Genomic DNA, 22881 nt, shown 5'->3' on the forward strand with positions numbered 1-22881 from the left:
TTTGTGACAGCTTCGGCGTTATTAGTAAAATCAGGGATAACCATTAGTTTAATTCATGTGAATAGTTAAGCTGATACGGGTCTTCCCTCTTACACTATGCGCAGTTATTACATCGTTACTGGAAACGCCAGTAACTCTGTCTGGAGCGTTAATGTGATTAGTCTATTCGACATGTTTAAGGTGGGGATCGGTCCCTCATCTTCCCATACTGTAGGCCCGATGAAGGCCGGTAAGCAGTTCGTCGATGACCTGGTCGAAAAAGGCTTACTCGATAGCGTCACCCGCGTGGTGGTTGATGTCTACGGCTCCCTCTCTCTTACCGGGAAAGGCCACCATACGGATATCGCCATTATTATGGGCCTGGCGGGCAACGAGCCTGCCACTGTCGATATTGATGCCATACCGGCCTTTATGCGTGATGTCGAGGCACGCGGTCGGCTGCTGCTGGCGCAGGGCCGTCATGAAGTCGATTTCCCGGCGGGTGACGGGATGCGTTTTCACAGCGATAACCTCTCGTTGCATGAAAACGGTATGCGCATCACCGCGCTGAAGGGTGAAAACGTTGTCTACAGCAAAACCTATTACTCCATTGGCGGCGGCTTTATCGTCGATGAAGAGCATTTTGGTAAAGAGAGCACCAGCGCGGTAAACGTGCCCTATCCCTTCGATTCGGCGACCCGCATGCTGGAGTATTGCAAAGAAACCGGTCTGTCCCTCTCCGGCATGGTGATGCAAAACGAACTGGCGCTGCACTCGAAACAAGAGATTGAGGACTATTTCGCTAATGTCTGGTCAACCATGCGCGCTTGCATCGATCGCGGGATGAATACCGAAGGCGTATTGCCAGGACCACTGCGCGTACCGCGCCGTGCCTCCGCACTGCGCCGGATGCTGGTCTCCAGCGATAAACTCTCCAGCGATCCAATGAACGTGATTGACTGGGTGAACATGTTCGCGCTGGCGGTTAACGAAGAGAACGCCGCCGGTGGTCGTGTGGTGACCGCGCCGACAAACGGTGCCTGCGGGATCGTTCCGGCGGTGCTGGCCTATTACGATCACTTTATCGAACCGGTTACGCCGGATATTTATATCCGCTATTTCCTCGCCGCTGGGGCAATTGGCGCGCTGTATAAAATGAACGCTTCTATTTCCGGCGCGGAAGTGGGCTGCCAGGGCGAAGTGGGCGTTGCCTGCTCAATGGCGGCGGCAGGTCTGGCGGAACTGCTGGGTGCAAGCCCGGAACAGGTTTGTGTGGCGGCGGAGATTGGTATGGAGCACAACCTTGGCTTAACATGCGATCCGGTAGCCGGCCAGGTTCAGGTGCCGTGCATTGAGCGTAACGCGATTGCCTCAGTGAAGGCGATTAACGCAACACGTATGGCCATGCGCCGGACCAGCGCACCGCGCGTTTCGCTCGATAAAGTTATCGAAACGATGTATGAGACCGGCAAAGATATGAACGCCAAATACCGGGAAACATCCCGTGGCGGACTGGCCATTAAAGTCCAGTGTGACTAACCCTTGCCGTAACGCCGTTCAGCCGAACGGCGTTTTTCGTTGCGCTACAGATACGTGATCTTTCGCTGTTTTTTTCGTCGCCCCGTTAATTCCCCACTACACTTTGTCTGTTCTGCTCTGAATTTCAGCTCAGGAATTTTACAGGCGACAGCGGCATGCAGACGGTTCAGCGAATCATCAAAAGTTACCGACGGCGGCGCGTTATTGTCTGCGCGCTGGTTGCGCTTTTCGTCTTTGTTTTAACCCTCATTTTTCGCTTTATTTCGGAGCGCAATTTAAATCACCATCGCGTCTCGGCATTCACTCACCACGCGGTTTATACCCTCGAGCGATTAATGTTGCCGCTGGTAGCCGCCCGTAATGAGCTGATGCCGCTGGTTGGCACCCCCTGCAACGATATTCATCCGCAGCTGCGCGAGCTGGCGGCCAGCCTGCAAACGGTGCGATCGATCGCCCTGATTCGGAGCGGTACGCTTTACTGCTCCAGCATTTTTGGTCAGCGCGACGTGCCTATCCACCAGCTTCATCCTGATCTGCCCGTCAGTGTGCCCATCATGATGCTAACCACCGATCAGTCGCTGTTAAAAAATCGCCCGATTTTAATTATGTGGTCTCCCACTCAGGACGACGGACGAAGCGGCGTAATGATTGCAGTGAATATCGAATTGCTGAGTAACTTAATGCTGGAGCCCCAGGTACCATTAATCACCAGCGTCAGCCTGAGCGTACACGGCAAACATCTGGTGGAGGGCAAAGGGGTGATCGACAGTTTACCGCCGTTGGCGAATGAAAAGCGCTATCAGCGTACCTCCACGCTCTTCCCTTTTACCATTAGTGTAACCGGACCCGGTGCTTCGCGGCTGGCGTTACAGCACCTGCCTTCGCAGCTACCGTTAGCGTTGATGTTGGGGTTACTGAGCGGTGTGATTGCCTGGTTTGCTACCGCCAGCCGCATGAGTTTCTCCAGAGAGATCAATCTTGGCCTTAACGGACACGAGTTTGAGCTTTTTTGCCAGCCGCTGCTGAATGCGCATAGCCGAGAATGTGTTGGGGTAGAAATTTTATTGCGCTGGTTTAATCCCCGTCAGGGATGGATTTCCCCGGAGGTCTTTATTCCTATCGCCGAAGAGCAACATTTGATTGCCCCGCTAACGCGCTATGTAGTGAATGAAACCCAGCGGCAATTGTCGCTCTTCCCTAATGACCCTGACTTTCATATTGGTATGAATGCCGCACCCAGCCATCTGCGCCACGGTGAGTTGCTCAACGATCTCACCCAACTGTGGTTTAACAAACATCCGACCCAGCAGTTAACCATTGAGCTTACGGAACGCGATGCGCTGCAGGATGTTGAGGCGGCAATGGTGCACGAGCTGCGTCGCAAAGGGGCAAAAATAGCGATTGATGATTTCGGCACCGGCAACAGTTCCCTTTCCTGGCTGGAGAAACTGCACCCGGACATCTTAAAAATTGATAAATCCTTTACCGGGGCGATTGGCACGGATGCAGTGAACTCAACGGTAACGGATATGATCATTGCCCTTGGGAAACGGTTAAATATTGAACTGGTAGCAGAAGGGGTCGAGACTACCCAGCAGGCGCACTATTTGCGTCAGCAAGGGGTACAGACGCTGCAGGGATATCTTTTCGCCGCGCCGATGCCGGTGAAGGATTTCCCGGCATGGCTGGCGGGGAGGACCTCCCCGCCGTCTGAAAGACATAACGAACATGTTGCGCCGTTAATGCCGTAACAATGCTTACTCTTCTTCGTCGTAGGCAGGCTGCTCTTTAACAATACGCACCAGATCGACACGGTAATCGTTGGCTTCGACAACGGTGATATGCAACGGTGCCATTTCGAAGGTTTCCCCCACCGGCGGGATTTGCCCTTTCACCGCGATAACCAAACCCGCAACGGTCGCGATATCGTCATCTTCATTGAGCAGGCGATCAAGGCCCAGTGTGTGTTGCAACGCGTGCAGGTCGGCGTTGCCTTTGACCAGCCAGCCGTCACCATCAGCAATGATTTCCGGCGTTTCATCTGCATCCGGGAATTCGCCGGCAATCGCTTCCAGCACATCCAGCGGTGTCACCAGGCCTTGTACGACACCAAATTCATTAGTGACGATGACAAAGCTTCCGCGCGCACGGCGCAGTACGGCCAACAGTTTTATCGGGTCGAGGGTTTCCGGCACGATAATCGCCGGCGTGGTCGATGCGATCGCCGCCACATCGACGCCCTCTTCCAGCGCCACAAGGATCTCTTTAGCGCGAACGATGCCGATAATCTCATCCAGTTCACCACGACAAACGGGGAACAAGCTGTGGGGTGAAGACAACAGCTGCGCGCGAATCTGGTCTACACTCAGGTTGGCATCCACCCAACTGATATCTCCGCGCGGCGTCATAATGCTGCGCAACGAGCGGGAGGCCAGGGTTAATACGCCGTTGATCATATACCGCTCTTCATCGGCAAACGCCCCTTCCGGCACCGGAACCGGCGCCTGGCTGTCGGCTTCTATCTGCGGGTTTGACTGACGGCGGTTGCCCATCAGACGCAAAATGGCGTCGGCGGTACGCGCACGCAGCGGCAGATGCGACTGATGACGAATAAAGTTTCGCCGCGCAAGCTGGTTGAAAAACTCGATGATGATAGAGAAGCCAATTGCCGCGTACAGGTAGCCTTTCGGAATATGGAAGCCGAAACCTTCCGCGACCAGGCTTAGACCTATCATCAGCAGGAAGCTCAGACAGAGCACGACGACCGTCGGATGCATGTTTACGAAACGCGTTAACGGTTTTGAGGCCAGCAGCATCATCGCCATCGCAATAATGACCGCCGCCATCATTACCGGCAGATGGTTAACCATGCCGACGGCGGTGATCACCGCATCCAGGGAGAAGACGGCATCAAGAATCACGATTTGCGTCACAACCACCCAGAAGCTGGCGTAACCTTTGCCATGCCCGCCGTCATGCTCGCGGTTCTCGAGCCGTTCATGCAACTCCGTCGTCGCTTTAAACAGCAGAAACACACCGCCAAACAACATGATCAAATCACGTCCGGAGAAGGTTAAATCCCAGACGGAAAAAAGCGGTTTTGTCAGCGTGACCATCCACGAAATAAGCGACAACAGACCCAGGCGCATAACCAACGCCAGCGACAGGCCAATCAGGCGCGCTTTATCACGTTGTTTAGGCGGTAGTTTGTCGGCGAGGATGGCAATAAATACCAGGTTATCGATACCGAGAACGATTTCCAGAACGATAAGGGTCAATAAGCCAGCCCAAATCGAGGGATCCATTAAGAATTCCATACCTGGCTCCTTAACAGCGCTGGATTATTCGTCGCACTGATGCGTGCAGGTATGACAGTAAACATCGTTAGGAAATGGCGGGTAACGCCGAAACAGGTGGCACGAAGTGGCCAGTAGGCGAATTGACGTCGGTGACGGTCCATACGGTGGGCTGCTGCCCTGTACTCCTGACTAATTAAACGGAGGATAAACATATCAGAGAGAGTTTGGCGTTTGCAAAGATTTACCGGAATTTGCAAATTTAAAGGATATTTTGCGCTCCGAAATTTCATTGCAATGAAACCTAAATAACGGATGTTCATCACATAAAATATTTTTTCACTATCTAAAATAATTCACGCTAGTTATAGGCTTTTGCTTCAAACCCTTATCTGAATCGATTCGGTTTGCCGTTACCGTAACCGGGACAGATTCACAATACATCAGTTACTGGTGTGTTAACGACAAGAAGAAGGAGGTAGCAAGTGACCATTGCTATTGTTATAGGCACACATGGTTGGGCTGCGGAACAGTTGCTCAAAACCGCCGAGATGCTGCTGGGCGAGCAGGAGAACGTCGGTTGGATTGACTTTGTTCCTGGTGAAAATGCGGAAACGTTAATCGAAAAGTACAACGCGCAGTTAGCAAAACTGGAGACCAGTCAAGGCGTGCTGTTTCTCGTTGATACATGGGGCGGCAGCCCGTTTAACGCTGCCAGCCGCATTGTCGTCGATAAAGAGCATTATGAAGTGATCGCTGGCGTTAATATTCCGATGTTGGTGGAAACGTTGATGGCGCGGGATGACAACCCGACCTTCGACGAACTGGTGGCGCTGGCGGTAGAGACCGGACGTGAAGGTGTCAAAGCACTGAAAGCGCAACCGGTTGAAAAACCCGCTCCAGCGCCAGTCGCGCCTAAAGCGGCGACCCCCGTTAAACCGATGGGGCCAAATGACTATATGGTTATCGGCCTTGCGCGTATCGACGATCGTTTGATCCATGGTCAGGTCGCCACCCGCTGGACCAAAGAGACCAATGTCACGCGCATTATTGTGGTCAGCGACGAAGTGGCAGCAGACACCGTACGCAAAACGCTGCTCACCCAGGTTGCGCCTCCGGGCGTGACGGCGCATGTCGTTGATGTCGCCAAAATGGTGCGGGTTTATAACAACCCTAAATATGCCGGTGAGCGCGTTATGCTGTTATTCACCAATCCGACAGATGTCCTGCGCGTCGTTGAGGAAGGCGTGAAAATCACCTCCGTCAACGTCGGCGGTATGGCTTTCCGTCAGGGTAAAATCCAGGTGAACAATGCCGTTTCGGTGGATGAGAATGATATCGCCGCGTTCAAAAAGTTGAACGAACGCAATATTGAGTTAGAAGTGCGTAAAGTTTCAAACGATCCGAGACTGAAAATGATGGATTTAATCAGCAAAGTGGCGAAATAACCGCGGCGGCCTGATTGACTCAGTTTTCACACTTACGTCTGATTTAGCTATAGGAGAAGTACAATGGAGATTACCACTCTTCAGATTGTGCTGGTGTTCATCGTCGCGTGTATCGCCGGTATGGGATCGATACTCGATGAATTCCAGTTCCACCGTCCGTTGGTGGCATGTACGCTGGTGGGCATCGTTCTGGGTGATATGAAAACCGGTATTATTATCGGTGGTACGCTGGAAATGATTGCGCTTGGCTGGATGAACATCGGTGCGGCAGTTGCGCCTGATGCGGCGCTGGCGTCAATTATCTCGACCATTCTGGTTGTTGGCGGCCATCAAAGTGTCGGAGCCGGTATCGCGCTGGCGATTCCGCTGGCGGCGGCAGGCCAGGTGCTGACCATTATCGTGCGTACCATTACCGTGGGCTTCCAGCACGCAGCGGATAAGGCGGCTGAAAACGGCAACCTGACGGCGATCTCCTGGATCCACGTCTCTTCCCTGCTGCTGCAGGCGATGCGTGTCGCCATTCCGGCGGTGATTGTTGCCATCTCTGTAGGGACCAGTGAAGTACAGAACATGCTGAACGCCATTCCTGAAGTGGTGACCAGCGGTCTGAATATCGCCGGTGGCATGATCGTGGTGGTCGGTTATGCGATGGTCATTAATATGATGCGCGCCGGATATCTGATGCCGTTTTTCTACCTCGGCTTCGTCACGGCAGCGTTCACCAACTTCAACCTCGTTGCGCTGGGTGTTATCGGTACGGTGATGGCTATCCTCTATATCCAGCTGAGTCCGAAATACAACCGTTCCGCAGGCGGCGCTGCACCTGCTGCTGCCAACGATCTTGATAACGAACTGGATTAACAGGTGAACGACATGGTTGATATGACTAAAACTGCGACTGAGAAAAAACTCACCCAGAGCGACATTCGTGGCGTGTTCCTGCGTTCAAACCTGTTCCAGGGATCGTGGAACTTCGAACGTATGCAGGCGTTGGGTTTCTGCTTCTCGATGGTGCCGGCGATTAGACGCCTGTATCCGGAAAACAACGAAGCACGCCGCCAGGCGATTAAACGTCATCTGGAATTCTTTAATACCCATCCTTATGTTGCCGCGCCTGTGCTGGGCGTGACGCTGGCGATGGAAGAGCAGCGCGCCAATGGTGCTGAGATCGACGATGCGGCGATTAACGGTATCAAAGTCGGTTTGATGGGGCCTCTTGCGGGCGTCGGCGACCCGATCTTCTGGGGTACGGTGCGTCCGGTATTTGCGGCCCTCGGTGCCGGGATCGCCATGAGCGGTAGCCTGCTCGGGCCATTACTGTTCTTCGTTCTGTTTAACCTGGTCCGTCTGGCGACCCGCTATTACGGCGTGGCTTACGGCTACCGTAAAGGTATCGACATTGTTAAGGATATGGGCGGCGGCTTCCTGCAGAAACTGACCGAGGGAGCATCCATTCTCGGCCTGTTTGTAATGGGGGCACTGGTTAACAAGTGGACACACGTCAATATCCCCCTTGTGGTATCCGAAATTACCGACCAAACCGGTAAAACCACCGTTACCACCGTACAAACCATCCTCGATCAATTAATGCCAGGCCTTGTGCCGCTGCTGCTTACGTTTGCCTGTATGTGGCTGCTGCGCAGGAAAGTGAACCCCTTGTGGATTATCGTTGGCTTCTTTGTCATCGGCATTGTTGGTTACGCGATTGGTCTGCTGGGTCTTTAATTAATGCTGTCATAACCGGGGGCCTGCCCCCGGTTTTTTTATATAAGGAGCCACAATGACGATGACAGATATCGTCTTAGGACTGTTTATCGCCGCCCTGCTGGCGTTTGCCCTCTACGATGAGTTCATTATGCCGCGCCGCCATGGCAAAACGTTACTGGCGGTTCCCCTGCTGCGCCGGAGCCGTACGGATGGCGCCATTTTTATCGGCCTGCTGGCAATCCTTATCTACAACAATACCACCACCGGCGGTACACCATTAACCATGTGGTTATTATTTACGCTGACATTAATGGGTGTGTATCTTTTCTGGATCCGCGCGCCCAAAATCATCTTTAAGGAACAGGGATTTTTCTTCGCCAATGTGTGGATCGAATATAAGCGTATTAAAGGGATGAATTTATCGGAAGATGGTGTGCTGGTGATGCAATTAGAACAGCGGCGTCTGCTTGTTCGTGTGCGAAATATCGACGATCTGGAAAGGATTTATCCTGTTTTACTGAAAACTCAGTAGTTTAGACTGATTACAAGACGTTCGTTTTCGCACAAAGAATAAGCGCAATTATAGCCTTTGCTATATTTGCGCCTTTGTACCTTATATTTCTTAACGTAATCTTTACCGTTAAATCAAAATGCTAATCGTTATCACCCGCTGCCTCGCATTATATTTAACGCGTGTTGTTTTATATTCTCAAATTATGTTAATGTGCGTCGGTCGTTGGGGAGTAGCCGATTTCCATCTGCAGGAAATGTACGTGTCAACATACTCGTTGCAAAACGTGGCGCGTACGGACTGAATCATTCAGTCAGGCGAGACCATAGACACACCAACTGCTGATTACTGGGGGCAGCGGTGTGTTATATGGAATTCCCGGTCAGGACGTACGAATGAACTTATCCGCTACCCTTCTCCTCGCTTTTGGCATGTCCATGGACGCCTTTGCCGCCTCTATCGGTAAGGGAGCCACATTACACAAACCGAAATTCTCAGAAGCGCTGCGCACCGGACTTATCTTTGGCGTGATTGAAACGTTGACGCCGCTGATTGGCTGGGGCCTGGGGCTGTTGGCGACGCAGTTTGTGCTGGAGTGGAATCACTGGATTGCGTTCGTCCTGCTGGTCTTTCTCGGCGGTCGTATGGTTATCGAAGGGGTGCGCGGCGATGATGGCAGTGAAGGGCAAACGCCTCATCGCCATGGTTTCTGGCTGCTGGTAACCACGGCGATCGCCACCAGCCTGGACGCTATGGCCGTCGGCGTAGGTCTCGCCTTCCTGCAGGTGAACATAGTGGCTACCGCGCTGGCGATTGGCTGCGCGACGTTAATTATGTCTACAATCGGCATGATGCTTGGGCGCTTTATTGGCCCTCTGCTTGGCAAGCGCGCAGAAATCCTCGGCGGTGTGGTGCTGATGGGTATCGGCGCGCAGATCCTGTGGAGCCACTTTGCGGGTTAGCTTTCCCGCGTCAGGGTGTGGAGAGTGAAATCCGTCTGGCAACGGAACTGATCCATTGCGGCTAATTGCTCCCACACTTCCGCTTTGGCGCGCCAGGCAAAAGGCGTCATCTGCAGTAACGCAACGGCCTCGTGGCCCGTAAGATTCATTTCGTAAGCCAGTGATTGTTGATCCAGCAGACGAAAGCCCTCGATCTCGCCGCTGTTCTCGCTGTGTAAATGCACCTCATCGTAGATTAATCCCTTTAGTTCCATTAAATGGCGCGGCCCCGGCGATGCAGTGATCACGATACCTTCAGGTTTTATCACCCGTGCCAGCTCTTGTGCCTTGCAGGGGGCGTAAATACGCACCAGCCCATCAATGGAACCCTCTTCAAACGGCAAGCGATGGCTGGAGGCAACGCAAAACATAATGTCCGAATAGCGTTTTGCCGCCGCGCGAATCGCCGCTTTTGACACATCCAGCCCCAGCATTTGCGCACCATGAAGCCGGGCGACGCGGGCAAATTTCTCAGTGTAATACCCTTCTCCGCAGCCAATATCCAGCACGGCATCGGCTGACGCTGGCAAGCGCGCGTGCAGTATATCGCCGAGAGTATCGCGCAACGGCTGATAATGACCCGCGTCGAGAAAAGCCCGGCGTGCCTGCATCATCTCTGCGCTGTCGCCTGGATCTTTTGAGCGCTTATGCTGCACCGGTAAAAGGTTCACATAGCCCTCTTTCGCAATATCAAATTGATGCCGCTGCGTACAGAAAAAGGCATTATCGCGACGGTGCAATGGCGCGTGGCAGAGCGGACAACTGAAAGGCATAAAGACTCCGGGGCGTTCTTAAAGGGCGAGAGTTTACCGCTATTTGTTACACCGTGGAAATTAAAAAGCCCCGCACGATGGCGAGGCTTTATGTCTGACATTGATGCGCTATAGGCGCTTCAAGTTCAAGGGTATCGAAATCAGATAGCAGTTACGTTAACTGCAGCTGGGCCTTTCTGGCCGTCCTGAATTTCAAACTCAACGTTCTGGCCTTCGGCCAGAGTTTTGAAGCCGTTACCCTGGATTGCAGAGAAGTGTACGAATACATCTTTGCTGCCGTCAGCCGGAGTAATGAAACCAAAACCTTTAGACTCGTTGAACCACTTAACTTGACCTTTAATCTTTGCCATTTGCAAAATTCCTTAATGTATATACTTCGCCCGCAGGCATTGACTGAGAAAACTGAGACATTACTGCTTGAGGCACTAATATAAGGTTCGGCAGAGAAGCTGTATTCAACGAAACGTGTTTACTCAGGACTTCTTTACTGATAATGCCACACATAAACAGAACTGTACCTCGATTGACCCACAAATGAGTTATCACATAATACGTAAATTATGGCAAGCCATTTTTAAACGTGTCTGGATCCGCCGCACAAATCCTAAGGTTATCACACCAGCGCCTGCACGATTATGCATTACAATGAACGTTATAACAGACGCTGCAAAGAGGATTATTACAACCTGCAACGGCGGATTTCTCACTACAGCTCAACGGCTTCCGTTCTTCCACGCGGCTAAAGGTAGCGTTAGCATATAGCGTATATCGTAAGAACTTTTTGCGAATACTTATACCTTTTTTGTCACCCAGGAAGATTCTTAAACAAATATACCCGCCAGGGTAACTATTACTGCACTGTACTAAGGATAGCTGCGGTGCAAATAAGCACAGTTGTGCACCAAAATAATGAAATTATGATGACACTGCCTCATAAAAAGGCAAAGAAAACGTTTCGATAAATATAAAACAGGCTATTTATAAATCAATCTGCGCTTTTTACACTACTGGAAGAATTAACGCAGAGGTAAATACTGGCCGATTTTTAAGATCCTGAAGTTATCAATATCTTTTGCCGCTTCGCTTAATGCCTTACGCAACTCTCGTACCGGTTCGTCAAGGGATTCATCCGCCAGCTCAAATACGCCCCAATGGATGGGGAAAGCCAGCGGAGCGCCTAACTGCTGCCAAAGGGCAACAGCGCTTTGCGGATCCATATGGTTCATCGCCATAAACCAGCGTGGCGCATAAGCGCCAATGGGCAGCGCGACGGTATCGAGTTTTCCTAACCGTTCGGGGATGGTCAGCAGCTCAGGTGTATAACCCGTATCACCGGCAAACCAGAAACGCTGCGTTGATGAGGCGATAACCCAGCCGCACCACAAGGAACGATTACGATCCCAAAAGGTGCGCATGCTCCAGTGTTGTGCAGGCACGGCGGTATAGCTTAAGCCCTGAAAGTTAACGCTCTGCCACCAGTCCAACTCGCTAACGTGTTGCGCACCGCGCCGGCGCATCCAGTGGCCCAACCCCAGCGGCACCAAAAAGCGCACATCAGGAAAACGACGCAGGAGTGCACGCAGCGTCCAGGCATCCAGATGATCGTAATGATTATGAGAAATAACAATCGCGTCCAGTTGCGGGATGTCGGCAATAGAGAGGGCGAGCGGTGTTTGACGTTGCGGGCCGGCAAAACTGACCGGCGAGGCGCGGCGGGAAAATACCGGATCGGTGAGGAGATACTGCCCTTCTATGCGCACCAGCATACTGGCATGGCCCAGCCACCACAGACCGTCATCATCACCAGAAAGGGTTGCTTGTTGCCACCACTGTTCAATAAAGCCCGCGTAACCGCTGGAGGGTGGTCGGGGGAGCCGGGCTGCCTTTCGCTCGTTGCGCCAGCGCTTGACGTCTCCGGGCTGATAGACCGTCGGTGTTGTGTTGCAAAAACCTTCCGGGGTGTGGTGCGAGATGCTGGGATTATACCAAGGGTTTTTCCATGCCATCTCGCCCTCCTCTTCAGGTTAGCGTTCTGCCACCAGCCGGATGAAATCATCATCGGCCTTGTCTTGCGTGTTGACCTGCTCAGGCACTACGTTTTTTTCGGGTTCATTAGACTCGCAAAGACGACGCAGCAAAGCCGTTTGACGCTTTTGCTGATCCAGCAGCGCTTCCAGTAGCGCAATCTGTTGATTGGTGCGGGAACTGGCACGATTGATAAAGAACCACAATACCAGACCAACAAGCAGAACCACCAAAGAGATCATCAGCGGCGCAAAAGTCATTACGCCGGAATTCATTACTTCATTCATTTTACCACCTCTAGATAGACGCGGCATTTTACCACTGGTATCACAGAAGGATATCTTTCACTGAAAAAATGCCGTTACCAGGGGATGAATTTATTGATAATGCAGATGCCGCTGTAGAATTTTACATCTTGATCACACATTACGTTAACCATTTGAGTCCAGAGCAGCAGGCAAACTACCAATACGGCAGCCAGCAGCAGCCATCTATATTTTCTCACTCCACTCTCCGATAGGTTGCAGGGTGTAACCAGGTTAGCATGGCTTGCTTAAACCGCGACTAACTGTATCTCCTTTCGGTAATTTTAGGAATGATCGACTTTTTCACGGGATGAATACCATAGTGTTAATAACCGTCTACCGATAAGCAAGGAGCGGATATGCGTACACTCTTTCGATGCCTTATCTTTCTGGCACTGGCGTGGGTTGGGCTCTTGCTGAGTGGTTACGGCGTACTGGTGAAGAGTGCGGAGAACGCAGCGGGTCTGGGCTTAAAGTGTACATATGCAACCGCGCGAGGCACCAGTACCGCACAGTATCTGCATACCAGTAACGGCTTTTTGGGGCTGGCAAATTGCCCGCTGTTACGTAAAAGCGATACCGTCATCGATAACGGCTAACCTTCATCTACAAAAAAGCCGCCTTTTCAGGCGGCTTTATCACTTTATTCAGAACGGATAGTCGTTATAACCCATCTGCTCAGAAATCTTACGCGCCGCCTGGTGCAACATTTCTACGTACTCGTGAAGACGCTCTTCAGAGAAACGCAGCGTCGGGAAAGAGATGCTCAATCCCGCTATCACCACGCCGAAACGGTCGAAAACCGGTACGCCGATGCAGCGTAAGCCCTCTTCCTGCTCTTCATTGTCTTCGCCATAGCCCTGCTGGCGAACAATATCCAGCATCGGCAATAGATCTTCGGTACTGGTAATGGTGCGCTCGGTGCTGCGTTTATATTCTACGCCTTCGAGGATTTGCTTCACTTCCTCACGATCGCGCCACGCTAACAGCACTTTACCAATTGCGGTACTGTACAGCGGGTTGCGACGGCCAATACGCGAATACATGCGCAGGTTATACATGGAATCAATTTTATGGATGTAGACAATGCTGTCTTCATCCAGCGCACCCAGATGGATGGTCTCTTTCGTCAAACGAGAAAGCTCACGCATCTGGATATCCGCGCTGCGAATCAAATCAACATTTTGTAATGCGCGCGCGCCAAGCTCAAACAGCTTTAGCGTCAGGGAGTACTTCTCGGATTCCCCTTCCTGTGCGACATAACCTAACGACTTCATGGTTTGCAAAAAGCGATAAACGGTGCTTTTCGACATCATGACACGCTGCGAGAGCTCGGTAATGCCTATCTCACGCTCTTCGCCCAGCGCCTGCAGAATGCCAAATACCTTCAATACTGAAGAGACAGAATCTGGCTGCTTGTCCAACTCTGCGATTGCCATTAATTACCTCATCGCCTTGTTTTAGAAAATTCAGAATCGGTTTTTATTATAAATTCCTCATCACGCCGCCGCAATGCGCGTTTCGCAACTTCGTTACAAATCTGCGACATAAAACCGGAATGCCAATGATAGAAGCATTAGACAAATGACATTGTGAGATTAGCCCTAAATTTTACATGGATAAATAATGGCGCAACGCCTGGCAGGTTACCGTGGGCGTGGAAAGAACGGAATGGCAAAGGGATAAGCTGTGTAAAGGTTTAATGTTTCTGATACGCAGAGCTCGCCGTTACAAAGCGGCCTTACCGCTGTCTTAATATGCCAGCGAACCCGCGTGAGCAAAAAAAACGCGTCATTCGACGCGTTTTTTATGCGATACCGTTACTTGAGATACTGGCCGGAGCGCAACGCTTCAATGCGTTTATCCAGCGGCGGGTGCGTCATAAACAGTTCGCTCAGGGATTTTGACTTCCCGTTGATGCAGAACGCCATCATGCTGCTCGCTTCCTGCGGCTCATAGCTGGTTTTCAGACGCTGAAGCGCAGCGATCATTTTTTCACGACCCACCAGTTTTGCCGATCCGGCATCAGCATGGAATTCGCGGTAACGGGAGAACCACATGGTGATGATGCTCGCAAGGATACCAAACACCAGTTCCAGAACCGTTGCCACCGCAAAATAGATCAGCGGGTTGCCGTTACTCTCTTCGCCCTCATCACGGTTGCCGCTGAGGAAACCAGAAGCGATTTGCGCGATGATGCGTGAAATAAAGATAACAAAGGTGTTCACCACGCCCTGAATCAGCGTCATGGTCACCATGTCACCATTGGCGATATGGCTTATTTCATGGGCGATAACTGCTTCCGCCTCATCGCGGCTCATGTTTTGCAACAGGCCGGTGCTGACGGCAACCAGCGACGCGTCACGACGCGCGCCCGTGGCAAACGCATTGATATCCGGCGCATGATAAATGGCAACCTGCGGCATCGCAATGCCCGCCTGGCGAGACTGACGGGCAACGGTGTCCATCAGCCAGCGTTCCATATCGTTACGCGGTTGCTCAATAACTTCACCACCTACGGATTTCAGGGCCATCCATTTCGACATTAGAAGCGAAACGAACGAGCCGCCAAAACCAAACAGCAGCGCCATAATTAACAAGCCCTGAACGCTGCTCGACTGAATGCCCGTTAAGCTCAACACCAGACCGAACACCATCATGACGGCAAGGTTGGTTAATAGGAAGAGCGCGATTCGCATCATAATTTCTTTAACCTCAATTTAACAAAACGCACTATGCGATTACCCACATCGTATGGGCGTACCGACTATTTTCAAGCATCAAAGCCGCGTAAGTCACGAGAAAGACACAACTTTACATTTTGTCGTGCCTTGCTTACGCCGGAGGGGAGTTGTTAAAAAATCAGGCACAATTTCTTGTGCCTGATTTTTTTTACTTCGCGGGAGCGGGCTGTGCCGCCGGCTGATCTTTTTGCAGATGCGCCAGGTCAAGAGCAATATGAACCGTTTCATCGAGATACGGATCGGGCTCATGATAATCTTTTGGCAAATCATCCAGTTTTTTCAGCAACGGCTTGCCTTCGCGTTTGAAGCGGTCGTTAAGACGGGAGAGACGAATAGCATCGTCTTCCGCATTCTCCTTCTCGCGCTGGGCAAGATTCAGCGAAACGATATTGCGCTTATCTTTCAGAGCATCGAAGCGGGCAATGTCCTTCATGATGTACTGGAATTCAGGATCTTTGGCGATACGCTCGTCATGATCTTTTAGCAACTCTGCGCCGAAGGGTTTTAAGTCGCCCGACTTCACAAACGTTGCCGCGTTGATGCTGTCCCATGGCAATGCGTTATCTTCAAATTTCTCGCCGGTCTCCGTCACCTGCGTGCCCGTCGGCATCAGGATATCCGGCGTTACGCCTTTACGTTGCGTACTGCCGCCATTGACGCGATAGAATTTCTGAATGGTGTACTGCACCGAACCCAGCGCAGGCCATTCCGGGCGCAGCATCTGATCGTAAATACGGTTCAGAGAACGGTACTGCTGAACGGTACCTTTACCGAAAGTCGGTTCGCCGACAATCAGCGCGCGGCCATAGTCCTGCATTGCCGCAGCAAAGATTTCCGAGGCTGAGGCACTGAAGCGATCGACCAGCACCACCAGCGGACCTTTGTAATAGACCACGCCATCGGTATCGCTGTCCTCACGCACTTTGCCGTTATTGTCACGTACCTGAACCACCGGGCCGGACGGAATAAACAGACCAGAGAGCGAGACCGCTTCCGTCAGAGCGCCACCGCCGTTAGTGCGCAGATCGATAACGACGCTGCTGACATTTTGTTTCTCGAGTTTCTGCAGCTGAACTTTCACATCGTCAGTCAGACCAACGTAGAAGCCCGGAATGTCCAGCACGCCCACTTTCTCTTTGCCAACGGTTTTCACGGACATTTTCACTGCCCGATCTTCCAGACGAATTCGCTCACGCGTCAGCGTAACGATGCGCGTTTTGGTGCCCTTGCCTGCCGGCAGAATTTCGAGGCGCACTTTACTGCCTTTCGGCCCTTTAATCAGCGCGACCACGTCATCCAGACGCCAGCCAATGACGTCCACCATACTTTGACCCGTTTGCCCGACGCCAACGATACGATCGCCCACGCTGATGGCTTTACTTTTCGCCGCCGGACCGCCTGCCACCATGGAATTGATCACAGTGTAATCGTCATCACCCTGCAATACCGCACCGATCCCTTCAAGTGAAAGGCTCATTTCGGTATTGAACTGCTCGGTGTTACGCGGTGAGAGGTAATTGGTATGCGGGTCAATTTCGCGGGCAAAAGAGGTCATTGCCAGCGAGAACACATCTTCGCTGTTGGTCTGCGCAAGGCGACGAATGGCAAATTTATAGCGCCGCGTCAGGGTTTCACGGATCTCTTTCTCATCTTTCCCCGTCAGCTTCAGGCTCAGCTCGTCATATTTGACTTTGCTGTCCCACAGCGCGTTCAGCTCTGCTTCGTCTTTGGGCCATGGCGCTTTGCTGCGGTCAAGATTAAACGTCTCGTTACCGGAAAAATCCATCGGACGTTCCAGCACTTTCAACGCATATTGATAACGCTCAAAACGGCGCTTCTGCGCCAGGTTATACAGATCGTAAAAGACGTCCAGCTTACCGCTGCGCAGTTCATCGCCAATCTGGCCTTTTTTCTGCGAAAACTGTTCGACATCGCTCGCCAACAGCACGTTATGGCTGTAATCGAGCAAATTGAGATAACGGTTGAAAATCTTTGCCGAAAAGGCGGCATCCAAATCAAATTGACGGTAGTGAGAGCGGGTGAAACGCGACGTAACGCGTTCGCTCACCGTCGCGTGCTGAGTCTCTTCCTTTAATACGGGAATTTGATCGGCACGGGTAATCTCTTCAACAGCCAGCGCGTGGCCTGTTACGAATAACAGACCCGCCAAAGCTGTGCGCTTAAACAAAGTGTTCATGCCAGGCCAGGCCTCCGTTTCAGAACATCAAATGTTCTGCGCGTACAATCATCGACATACCCGAGCTAAGCTGTACGCGAACGCCATCTTTCGTGATTTCCAGCACCGTAGCGTCCATCGCATTGTTCCCTGCCTTCACCTTCAGGTTCTGGCCAACGCTCAGTACAGATAAATCCGAAACTGGCGTATGGCGCTCTTCTGGCTTCGGTGCGCGCGGGGCTTTTGCGACAGGTTTGTCAGCACGAGGTTTGCGTTCAGCATCCTCTTTGCGACGCGGAGCAGCCGGGCGGGCTTTACGCTCGCGGCGCGGTGCCTCTTCGGTCCCTGCAGCAGCGGCGGCTTCGCGTTTTTTAGCCTGCTGTTCAGCACGCTGTGCCTGAACGCGAGCTTTGGCTTCTTCAAGCTGTTTACGGGCGTGTTCTACGTGCTGCTCATCAAGCACGCCGCAGGCGTTGCCATCGAGGTCAACACGCGCCGCACCGGCTTTAATACCGTAAAGGTAGCGCCAGCTCGAAGTGTAAAGACGTAAAGCGGAACGAAGCTGAGTTTTGCTGAGATTCATCTCACCCTCAACACGCGCGACTAAATCCTGAAAAATACCGATTTTCAGGGGGCGTGCTTCGCCTTCAGCACTGAAACAGTGAGGGAAACGTTCGGCCAAAAAAGCGATAACTTCTTTACTGCTATTCAACTTAGGTTGATTTTCCATGAAATTTCCTGATTACAACGGACGTTGCCAACAAGCGCAGGCATGAACAGGCGTCATTATAATGACGCTATCGGTAAATGCTACGTTATCCGTTGATTATCCTGCGACGGGAGCAAAGATTTTTTGATAATCGGTCGCCGCAAGAACATTTTCAAGATGCGAAACCAGTTCGCGCAGCCCCTGCTCATCTTCGGCGGTGAAACGGGAAAAGACAATGCTGTCGATATCCAGGACGCCAATAATATGATTATTCACCGTTATCGGCAGTACGATTTCAGAATTGCTTGCGGCATCGCAGGCAATATGACCATCGAACTGATGCACATCTTCAACACGCTGCACCTGGTTTTGCGCCACGGCCGTACCGCAAACGCCGCGACCAACAGGGATACGCACACAGGCAATCTTGCCCTGGAACGGTCCTAATACCAGCGTCTCGCCTTCCAGCAGATAAAAACCAGCCCAGTTTACCCCATCAAGGCGTTCATACAGCAGTGCGCTGGTATTCGCCAGCGTCGCTAAAAAACTGGTCTCACCGGCCATTAACGCCTGAAAATCGCGGTTTAAATCCGCGTAAAAATCTATTTTGTCCATTATCCAATCACTTTGATGTCTTACTTCGAAAAACGGCTTAGCCTATTAAAATAAGCATTAAATGCGTTGATGCTCAAGATGTTCACTACATGAGTTAAGATAGATCCACCTAAACATTTTCTGATGCACGCAATGGCACTAAAGATACAACAAATTTCGCCGGGCAAAAAAATCGCCATTCATCGCATGGGCGAAGCATTGCCACGCGCACATTATCAGCGCTGCCCCCAGTGCGATACGTTTTTTGCGTTACCGGTTATGAAATCGCACCAAAGTGCATTTTGTCCCTGCTGCGATGCGAAAGTCCGGGACGGACGCGACTGGTCATTAACCCGCCTTGGCGCCATGGCGATAACCATGATTTTGTTAATGCCCTTCGCCTGGGGAGAGCCGTTGTTGCACCTCTATTTGCTTGGCGTGCGTATTGACGCCAACCTGCTGCAGGGGATCTGGCAAATGACCGCGCAAGGCTCGCCGCTCACCGGTGCGATGGTGCTGTTCTGTACCGTCGGCGCGCCGCTGGTACTGGTGACCGCCATTGCATACTTATGGCTGGGGAATATTCTCGGCATGAACCTGCGCCCGGTATTGTTGATGCTGGAAAAGCTCAAAGAGTGGGTGATGCTGGATATCTATCTGGTCGGTATTGGTGTGGCCTCGATTAAGGTGCAGGATTACGCTTATCTGCAGCCGGGGATTGGCTTGTTCGCTTTCGGCGCGCTGGTGATTTTAAGCGTGATGACGCTTATCCATCTCAATGTGGAACAGCTATGGGATCGTTTCTATCCACAGCGTCCGGCCAGCCGGCCCGATCCCCTAATGCAGGTCTGCCTCGGCTGTCACTTTACCGGTTTTGCCGACGCCCGCGGGCGCTGCACGCGCTGCCATATTCCGCTACCGCACCGGCGTAAACACAGTCTGCAGAAATGCTGGGCATCGCTGATCGCTTCCTTGATATTCCTGTTCCCGGCGAATCTGCTGCCGATTTCAATTATTTATGTGAATGGGGCGCGGCAGGAAGATACTATTATGTCGGGAATCATCTCACTGGCGGACAGCAATATTGCCGTTGCCGGTGTGGTATTTATCGCCAGTATTCTGGTGCCATTTACCAAAGTGATTGTGCTGTTTACACTGCTTATCAGCATCCATTTTAAATTTGAACAGGGACTACGCACCCGCATTTTGCTTTTGCGCTTTGTGACCTGGATTGGGCGTTGGTCGATGCTCGATCTGTTTGTCATTTCCCTAATGATGTCACTGATTAACCGCGACCAGCTACTTGCTTTTACTATGGGACCCGCTGCGTTTTATTTCGGTGCGGCGGTGATTTTGACTATTCTTGCTGTGGAATGGCTGGACAGCCGCTTACTTTGGGATGCACATGAGTCAGGAAACCCCCGCTTCGCCGACTGAAGCGCGCATTAAAACAAAACGTCGCATTTCGCCGTTCTGGTTGCTCCCGGTGATTGCTCTGCTGATTGCAGGCTGGCTTATCTGGAGCAGTTATGAAGATCGCGGCAATACTATCACCATTGATTTTATGTCCGCCGATGGCATCGTTGCAGGACGTACGCCGGTGCGCTATCAGGGCGTTGAAGTGGGCACCGTGCAAGATATTCGCCTGAGTGAAGATCTGAAGAAAATCGAAGTGCGCGCCAGTATCAAAGCGGATATGAAAGATGCCCTGCGCAGTGAAACACAGTTCTGGCTGGTGACGCCTAAAGCCTCTCTGGCCGGCATTTCCGGCCTCGATGCGCTGGTTGGCGGGAACTATATTGGCATGATGCCGGGCAAAGGCGAACCGCAAGAACACTTCAGCGCGCTGGATACGCAGCCCAAATACCGCCTCAATAATGGCGAGCTAATGATTCATCTGCATGCGCCCGACTTAGGGGCGTTGAACAGCGGTTCGCTGGTCTATTTCCGCAAAATCCCGGTGGGCCGTGTTTACGATTACGCCATTAACGCCAATAAGCAGGGCGTGACCATTGATGTGCTGATTGAACGCCGTTTCACCAACCTGGTAAAAAAAGGTAGCCGCTTCTGGAATGTTTCCGGTCTGAAAGCTGACGTGGGGTTAAGCGGTGCCAAAATCGAGCTCGAAAGCATGGCCTCGCTGGTTAACGGCGCGATTGCCTTTGACTCGCCCGAGGATTCGCAACCGGCGGCGCAGGAAGATGAGTTTGGCTTGTATGAAGACCTGGCCCACAGCCAGCGCGGCGTACTGGTGAAACTGGATTTACCCGGCGGCCAGGGGCTGAAAGCGGGATCAACGCCGCTGATGTATCAGGGGCTGGAAGTCGGTCAATTGACCAAAATAGATCTTAATCCCGGCGGTGCGGTAAGCGGCGAGCTAACGGTGGATCCGAGCGTCGTTAATTTGCTACGCGATAACACGCGTATCGAAATGCACAATCCCAAAATTTCCCTCAGCAACGCCAATCTCAGCGCGTTATTGACCGGTAGCACGCTGGAACTGGTTCCCGGTGAAGGCCAGCCGCGTAACCATTTTACCGTTCTGCCGGCGGATAAAACCCTGCTGCAGGATCCGGGCGTCATTACCCTGACCCTTACCGCGCCGGAGAGTTACGGCATTGACGCCGGGCAACCGCTGGTGCTGCATGGGGTACAGGTGGGTCAGGTGCTGGAGCGTAAACTGACCAGCAAAGGCGTCAGCTTTGCTATCGCCATCGATCCGCAGTATCGCGATCTGGTCCACGGTGACAGTAAGTTCGTGGTAAACAGCCGGGTGGATGTCAAAGTAGGGCTGGATGGCGTTGAGTTCCTCGCCGCCAGCGCTAACGAGTGGATTAGCGGCGGCATTCGTATTCTGCCCGGTGACAAAGGCGAGATGAAAAGCAGTTATCCGCTGTTTGCCAATCTCGATAAAGCGCTGGAAAACAGCCTCAGCGACCTGCCCACCACCACCTTAACCCTGACGGCGGACACCTTGCCGGATGTGCAGGCCGGTTCGGTGGTGCTGTATCGTAAATTTGAAGTGGGTGAAGTAATTACCGTACGCCCACGGGCTAACGCTTTTGATATCGATCTGCATATCAAACCGGAATACCGTAACTTGCTGACCAGCAACAGTGTTTTCTGGGCTGAAGGCGGCGCAAAAGTGCAGCTTAACGGCAGCGGTCTGACCGTGCAGGCCGCCCCGCTCTCGCGGGCTATTAAAGGGGCGATCAGTTTCGATAACCTGAGCGGGGCCAGCGGGCGCGTACGCAAAGGGGATAAACGCGTCCTTTACGCCTCGGAAACCTCCGCGCGCGCGGTCGGCGGTCAAATCACGCTGCATGCCTTTGATGCCGGTAAACTGGCAGCAGGAATGCCTATCCGCTATTTAGGTATTGATATCGGGCAGATTCAGGATCTGCAACTGATCACCAGCAAGAACGAAGTGCAGGCCAGCGCGGTGCTCTATCCGGAGTATGTACAGACGTTTGCCCGCGCAGGTACTCGCTTTTCGGTGATCACCCCGCAAATCTCCGCCGCCGGCGTGGAACATCTCGATACCCTGCTGCAGGCCTATATCAACGTTGAGCCAGGCCGTGGCGAAGCGCGACGAGATTTTGAGATTTCAGAAGCGACCATTACGGATTCGCGTTACCTCGACGGGTTGAATATTGTGGTTGAAGCGCCGGAAGGGGGTTCGATCAATATCGGTACGCCGGTGCTGTTCCGCGGTATCGAAGTGGGTACCGTAACGGGTCTGATGCTTGGCTCGCTCTCGGATCGGGTGATGATTGGGATGCGCATCAGTAAACGTTATCAACATCTGGTGCGTAATAATTCGGTGTTCTGGCTTGCCTCAGGCTACTCGCTGGACTTTGGTCTGGTAGGCGGGGTAGTGAAAACCGGGACCTTTAACCAGTTTATTCGCGGCGGTATTGCCTTTGCCACACCGCCGGAAACGCCGCTGGCGCCGAAAGCACAACCGGGTAAACACTTCTTGCTGCTGGAGAGCGAACCTAAAGAGTGGCGTCAATGGGGCACCGCCCTGCCCCGTTAAGCCTGCGGGCTCCGGCGTGCCTGCGCCGGAGCCTT

21 protein-coding genes, 1 pseudogene and 1 riboswitch are annotated in these 22881 nt (G+C 52.4%); of the genes and pseudogenes, 10 read left to right on the forward strand and 12 right to left on the reverse strand.

Annotation, left to right across the window (positions count from 1 at the left end; genetic code table 11):
• The first annotated feature begins 153 nt into the window (after nt 1-153).
• Nucleotides 154-1518, forward strand: coding sequence for an L-serine ammonia-lyase (gene sdaA / locus RW65_RS10080; protein WP_039056591.1), 1365 nt, complete (start codon nt 154-156; stop codon nt 1516-1518).
• A 155-nt stretch (nt 1519-1673) separates the two neighbouring features.
• Nucleotides 1674-3269, forward strand: coding sequence for a cyclic di-3',5'-guanosine monophosphate phosphodiesterase PdeD (pdeD, locus tag RW65_RS10085; RefSeq protein WP_039056592.1), 1596 nt, complete (start codon nt 1674-1676; stop codon nt 3267-3269).
• A 6-nt stretch (nt 3270-3275) separates the two neighbouring features.
• On the opposite strand, the gene yoaE is transcribed toward pdeD, so the two are convergent.
• Entirely contained in the window at nt 3276-4835 is a 1560-nt protein-coding gene (gene yoaE, locus RW65_RS10090) for a CNNM family cation transport protein YoaE (RefSeq protein WP_039056593.1), read from the reverse strand.
• A gap of 464 nt (nt 4836-5299) precedes the next feature.
• Between yoaE and manX the strand changes: the two genes are divergently transcribed.
• The 5 genes from manX (at nt 5300) to mntP (ending at nt 9442) form a co-directional block, all read left to right on the forward strand.
• Nucleotides 5300-6262, forward strand: a complete 963-nt coding sequence (gene manX / locus RW65_RS10095) for a PTS mannose transporter subunit IIAB (RefSeq protein ID WP_039056594.1) — start codon at nt 5300-5302, stop codon at nt 6260-6262.
• Between the two features lie 63 nt (nt 6263-6325).
• On the forward strand, nt 6326-7123 hold the full coding sequence (locus tag RW65_RS10100; RefSeq protein WP_039056595.1) for a PTS mannose/fructose/sorbose transporter subunit IIC: 798 nt from the start codon (nt 6326-6328) through the stop codon (nt 7121-7123).
• A 12-nt stretch (nt 7124-7135) separates the two neighbouring features.
• Entirely contained in the window at nt 7136-7987 is an 852-nt protein-coding gene (locus RW65_RS10105; RefSeq protein WP_039056596.1) for a PTS mannose transporter subunit IID, read from the forward strand.
• A 55-nt stretch (nt 7988-8042) separates the two neighbouring features.
• Nucleotides 8043-8501: a DUF986 family protein gene (locus tag RW65_RS10110; RefSeq protein ID WP_039056597.1), complete on the forward strand. Its 459-nt coding sequence runs from the start codon at nt 8043-8045 to the stop codon at nt 8499-8501.
• Between the two features lie 194 nt (nt 8502-8695).
• Nucleotides 8696-8869: riboswitch (yybP-ykoY riboswitch) on the forward strand.
• 6 nt (nt 8870-8875) lie between these two features.
• Entirely contained in the window at nt 8876-9442 is a 567-nt protein-coding gene (gene mntP / locus RW65_RS10115) for a manganese efflux pump MntP (RefSeq protein ID WP_039056599.1), read from the forward strand.
• Here mntP and rlmA read toward each other — a convergent pair.
• From rlmA to mgrB, 6 genes and pseudogenes are all read right to left on the reverse strand, one after another.
• A complete protein-coding gene (gene rlmA, locus RW65_RS10120; protein ID WP_039056600.1) occupies nt 9439-10254 on the reverse strand; it encodes a 23S rRNA (guanine(745)-N(1))-methyltransferase in 816 nt (271 codons plus the stop codon). The genes mntP and rlmA overlap by 4 nt on opposite strands.
• Before the next feature lie 140 nt (nt 10255-10394).
• Nucleotides 10395-10604, reverse strand: coding sequence for a transcription antiterminator/RNA stability regulator CspE (cspE, locus tag RW65_RS10125; RefSeq protein WP_001062678.1), 210 nt, complete (start codon nt 10602-10604; stop codon nt 10395-10397).
• 12 nt (nt 10605-10616) lie between these two features.
• A pseudogene (locus RW65_RS22650) lies at nt 10617-10758 on the reverse strand (DUF2627 domain-containing protein).
• A 512-nt stretch (nt 10759-11270) separates the two neighbouring features.
• Nucleotides 11271-12260, reverse strand: a complete 990-nt coding sequence (locus RW65_RS10130; protein ID WP_039056601.1) for an MBL fold metallo-hydrolase — start codon at nt 12258-12260, stop codon at nt 11271-11273.
• An 18-nt stretch (nt 12261-12278) separates the two neighbouring features.
• Nucleotides 12279-12566, reverse strand: a complete 288-nt coding sequence (locus RW65_RS10135) for a YebO family protein (RefSeq protein ID WP_039056602.1) — start codon at nt 12564-12566, stop codon at nt 12279-12281.
• A gap of 74 nt (nt 12567-12640) precedes the next feature.
• On the reverse strand, nt 12641-12784 hold the full coding sequence (gene mgrB / locus RW65_RS21860; RefSeq protein WP_072037740.1) for a PhoP/PhoQ regulatory lipoprotein MgrB: 144 nt from the start codon (nt 12782-12784) through the stop codon (nt 12641-12643).
• 159 nt (nt 12785-12943) lie between these two features.
• On the opposite strand from mgrB, the gene RW65_RS10140 reads away from it, so the two are divergent.
• Entirely contained in the window at nt 12944-13183 is a 240-nt protein-coding gene (locus RW65_RS10140) for a YobH family protein (protein ID WP_039056603.1), read from the forward strand.
• Nucleotides 13184-13231: 48 nt separating this feature from the next.
• Here the strand turns inward: RW65_RS10140 and kdgR are convergent, their stop codons facing one another.
• The 5 genes from kdgR to msrC all read right to left on the reverse strand — a co-directional run bounded on the left by kdgR (nt 13232) and on the right by msrC (nt 18828).
• Nucleotides 13232-14023 carry a DNA-binding transcriptional regulator KdgR gene (gene kdgR, locus RW65_RS10145; RefSeq protein ID WP_039056604.1) on the reverse strand — a complete coding sequence of 264 codons (792 nt, stop codon included), beginning with the start codon at nt 14021-14023 and terminating at the stop codon, nt 13232-13234.
• 381 nt (nt 14024-14404) lie between these two features.
• Nucleotides 14405-15286 carry a protease HtpX gene (gene htpX, locus RW65_RS10150; protein WP_039056605.1) on the reverse strand — a complete coding sequence of 294 codons (882 nt, stop codon included), beginning with the start codon at nt 15284-15286 and terminating at the stop codon, nt 14405-14407.
• A gap of 190 nt (nt 15287-15476) precedes the next feature.
• Complete coding sequence (gene prc / locus RW65_RS10155; protein ID WP_039056606.1) at nt 15477-17525, reverse strand: carboxy terminal-processing peptidase; 2049 nt, start codon at nt 17523-17525, stop codon at nt 15477-15479.
• A gap of 19 nt (nt 17526-17544) precedes the next feature.
• The gene (gene proQ, locus RW65_RS10160) at nt 17545-18234 is read right to left on the reverse strand and encodes an RNA chaperone ProQ (protein ID WP_039056607.1); all 690 of its coding nucleotides are present in this window, start codon (nt 18232-18234) and stop codon (nt 17545-17547) included.
• 96 nt (nt 18235-18330) lie between these two features.
• The gene (gene msrC / locus RW65_RS10165; RefSeq protein WP_039056608.1) at nt 18331-18828 is read right to left on the reverse strand and encodes a free L-methionine (R)-S-oxide reductase MsrC; all 498 of its coding nucleotides are present in this window, start codon (nt 18826-18828) and stop codon (nt 18331-18333) included.
• A gap of 132 nt (nt 18829-18960) precedes the next feature.
• On the opposite strand from msrC, the gene yebS reads away from it, so the two are divergent.
• Together yebS and RW65_RS10175 are read left to right on the forward strand one after the other, a co-directional pair.
• A complete protein-coding gene (gene yebS, locus RW65_RS10170) occupies nt 18961-20244 on the forward strand; it encodes a membrane integrity lipid transport subunit YebS (protein ID WP_039056722.1) in 1284 nt (427 codons plus the stop codon).
• Entirely contained in the window at nt 20213-22846 is a 2634-nt protein-coding gene (locus RW65_RS10175; RefSeq protein WP_039056609.1) for a PqiB family protein, read from the forward strand. Before yebS ends, RW65_RS10175 begins: the two co-directional genes overlap by 32 nt.
• The last annotated feature ends 35 nt before the right edge of the window (nt 22847-22881 follow it).

It is taken from the genome of Enterobacter sp. Bisph1, assembly GCF_000814905.1.
GTDB lineage: Bacteria > Pseudomonadota > Gammaproteobacteria > Enterobacterales > Enterobacteriaceae > Kosakonia.